This window comes from Coleofasciculus sp. FACHB-712 (assembly GCF_014695635.1).
GTDB lineage: Bacteria > Cyanobacteriota > Cyanobacteriia > Cyanobacteriales > FACHB-T130 > FACHB-T130.
Genome location: NZ_JACJOQ010000517.1, coordinates 1 through 3,633 on the forward strand (window position 1 = coordinate 1; position 3,633 = coordinate 3,633).

General features: G+C 46.7%; 2 protein-coding genes and 2 pseudogenes. 3 read left to right on the top strand and 1 reads right to left on the bottom strand.

What is annotated here, in order from left to right; translation table 11 throughout:
* Nucleotides 1–483, top strand: a pseudogene (locus H6F50_RS17320) (lipid-A-disaccharide synthase); the annotation flags it as partial.
* 145 nt (nt 484–628) lie between these two features.
* Here H6F50_RS17320 and H6F50_RS17325 read toward each other — a convergent pair.
* Nucleotides 629–856, bottom strand: coding sequence for a hypothetical protein (locus H6F50_RS17325; RefSeq protein WP_190429662.1), 228 nt, complete (start codon nt 854–856; stop codon nt 629–631).
* Nucleotides 857–907: 51 nt separating this feature from the next.
* On the opposite strand from H6F50_RS17325, the pseudogene H6F50_RS27195 reads away from it, so the two are divergent.
* Together H6F50_RS27195 and H6F50_RS17340 are read left to right on the top strand one after the other, a co-directional pair.
* Nucleotides 908–1,150: pseudogene (locus H6F50_RS27195) on the top strand (glycosyltransferase).
* A gap of 293 nt (nt 1,151–1,443) precedes the next feature.
* Nucleotides 1,444–3,633 (top strand): PAS domain-containing protein (locus tag H6F50_RS17340; RefSeq protein WP_242029078.1); only part of this gene is annotated, 2,190 nt, incomplete at its 3' end.

Sequence of the window (3,633 nt, forward strand, 5' to 3'; positions counted from 1 at the left end):
CTGCCTCAAGTTCATTTCTGGATTCCTTTGTCTCTAGAAGCTTATCGGCTGCAAATTGAAGCGGCGATTGGGCGTTATGGTTTAAATGCGACTCTGGTTGCTGGTAAAAGCCAGGAAGTTCTGGCGGCGGCTGATTTAGCGATCGCTAAGTCGGGGACTGTAAATCTGGAACTTGCCCTTTTAAACGTTCCGCAGGTGGTTCTCTACCGCGTTAGTCGCTTTACCTATTGGATTGCCCGTAAGATTTTAAAATTCTCGATTCCCTTCATGTCGCCAGCCAACTTGGTAATGATGCGGTCGATTGTGCCAGAATTGCTGCAAGATCAAGCTACGCCAGAAAACATTGTCCAAGAAGCTTTAGAACTCTTACTCAATCCCGAACGTCGCCAGCAAACTGTTGCAGATTATCAAGAAATGCGCTCCTCATTGGGAGAAGTGGGAGTTTGCGATCGCGCTGCCAAAGAAATCTTTCAAATGCTTTGAAAATTTTTATTAAAACTTCCTTTAACTACTGACATCATTCCTTCCTAAAACCCGAATTTCATCAATTTGTAAGGTTCTATAGCACTCCTTGTGAGATTCCAGGGGTTCAGATCCCGACTTCCGTAAGAAGTCGGGGAACTCGCCTTCACAAATCATTTAGGATTGCGATATCAGGAACAGTTTCCTCAATTTTGGCATCTTGACGATAGGGAAACTTACACGGGGCGACTGACAGCCTAGCCTGGACAATCTGTTGCTTCCAGCTCATCAGTAGCAAGAAGGTCGCTTTGTGGTGGCAGGGCCACAGTATCCGAATAATATTAACTTGCCCAAAAATGTTGAGCAAATCGAGCATTTGCCACCTGCTCGACACCGCTAGTTTTACCCTTTCCAACTGTTCACTCTTAATATTACACGGACTGATATGGTTCAAGCGGGTTATTCTCCCAGCGTGCGTTTATTTGAAGCATCTGCATGTGGAACTCCAATGATTAGTGATTATTGGTAGGGGTTGGAAACAATTTTTGAAATGGGTAAAGAAATTCTGATTGCCGAGTCGCCTGCCGATACTTTACAGGATCTTCAAGAAACTCCGGAAGCTGAGAGAATTGCAATCGGCGATCGCGCTTGGACTCGCGTTTTGGCACAACATACGGCAGCCCATTGAGCCTCTAAATTGGAAGGCTACGTCTTGGAGCGAATCACTTTGTATTCTTCCTTTAAAAATTAATACTGGCTGTAATTTTTTTACCGACTGCTAGGCTTTTGTGGCAATTTCTCGATTCTGGGAAATTCCCGACTTTGCTTTGTTTTGATGAGGCTTAATTTTAGAGATTATCTTGGCAAAAATGCTTTATTTATGATAGAAAAGCGGGGGATCTATCTTCGGGAATATTTAAGTTATTTTTAATATTGATTTATCTTGAAGAAAGGCTGTTAACGTTCGGTTCTTAAATTCTGATGGCAAGCCAGCAAGCTAGATGTGGGGAGTTCCAAGACCTCACGGGGCACCAAGGGGACACGGGGACATTAAGGCTGTATGACCGAGCGATGGCAGCAACCAGCTGTGGCATCGTCATTAGCGACGCCAGTCTGCCAAATAATCCAATTATCTATTGCAATCCTGCCTTTGAAAAAATAACCGGGTATTCGACTGCCGAAGTCTTGGGACGAAACTGCCGATTTTTGCAAGGAAATGATACCGATCCAGCCGCAATTGAGCAAATTCGTCAAGCCTTGCAAACAGGGAAAGAATGCCAGGTGGTTCTCAAAAACTATCGCAAGGATGGAACACCTTTCTGGAATGACCTGAGTATTTCGCCGGTATATGACGAAGAAGGTCGGGTGACGCAATTTATCGGCGTCCAGACGGATATTACCGAGCGTAAAGCCGCCCAAGAGGCGCAGTGCGAAGGGGAAACGCGGCTGCGGCTGGCTCTGGGTGCGGCAAGTATGGGGGTTTGGGACTGGGATCTGGGAACCAATCGGGTGACTTGGTCTGAAGAGGTGGAAGGGATTTTTGGTCTGGCTCCTGGTTCCTTTACTGGCACCTACGAGGCTTATCTCCAATGCATTCATCCTGAAGATTGCTACCGCGTGGGACTTGAGATTGCGAGCATCGTAGAAGTCGGGAAAGACTTAAAGATGGAGTATCGCGTCATTCGTCCTGATGGAATTGGCTGGGTGGCGTCACGGGGTGCCGTTGTGCGCGACAACACGGGGAAGTGCGTGCGGATGATGGGAACGGTGATGGATATTACCGAACGCAAGCAAGCAGAGGAAGCGTCGCGACAGCAATTTTTGAGAGAACGGCTGGTCGGAGCGATCGCTAAGCGCATCCGTCAGTCTCTAGATTTAGAAGAAGTTCTCAATACAACTGTGGCAGAAGTGCGCCATTTTCTCTCTACTGACCGGGTACTCATTTACCGCTTCGATCTAGATCGGAACGGAGTTGTGGTTGTAGAGTCGGTCGGTGAGGATTGGACGCCTATTTTAGGAACCAGCATCCAAGATCCTTGCTTTGGGAAAAGCTACGTCTCGCCATACCAGCAAGGTCGGGTTCGAGCGATTGACAATATCTATACTGCGGGTATCCAACAATGCCATATTGATTTACTTGCCCAGTTTCAGGTGAGAGCTAACTTGGTAGTTCCGATTCTGCAAGGGGAAAATTTATGGGGGTTGCTGATTGCCCATCACTGTCGGGAACCCCGAAAATGGCAAGAATCAGAAGTAGAATTGCTCAAACAGCTGAGCGTGCAGCTAGCGATAGCAATTAAGCAATCCGTTCTCTTCCAACAGCTAAACGCCGAACTGGTCGAACGCAAACAGGCAGAAATCGCTTGGCTGAAATCAGAAGCGCAGCTAAAAGAACAAACAACCCAACTAAAACGAACCTTGGGAGAATTGGGACAAACCCAATCTCAGCTAATTCAGAGCGAAAAGATGTCCAGTTTAGGGCAGTTGGTTGCAGGTGTTGCCCATGAAATTAATAATCCAGTCTCCTTCATCTACGGCAATCTCGACCATGCGAATCAGTATGCTCATGACCTGCTGAACCTGTTAAATCTCTATCAAAAGCACTTTCCCAAACCCCCTACCGAAATTCAAGTTGCAAATCAGGATATCGATTTAGATTTCTTGGTGGAAGATTTTCCCAAACTACTAACTTCCATGAAAATGGGAGCCGACCGCATCCGCGATTTGGTCTTGTCGCTGCGGAATTTCTCCCGCCTGGATGAATCCCAGAAGAAGGCGGTTGATATTCATGAGGGCATAGATAACACGCTGTTGATTTTGCAGCATCGGTTGAAAGAAGACAGCTCCCATCCCAAAATTCAGATTATTAAAGAATACGGCGATTTGCCCAAAGTAGATTGTTACGCTGGGCAACTCAACCAAGTGTTTATGAATCTTCTGAGTAATGCAATTGATGCTTTAGAAGAATACAATGCCCAGCAAGTCTCCGCAGGAGGAGCATCGCTGACGCCGGAGGATCTCAAAGCCAACCCCAGCCAGATTACCATTCGCACCTCTTTGAAGGATGAAGGAATCAGGATAAAGGATGAATTCAATGCCAATCCTCATCCCACCCTTCGAGAAGGGCAAAGCCCTACATCCCTAAGTCCCAATCCTGCCTCTGTTGTCATC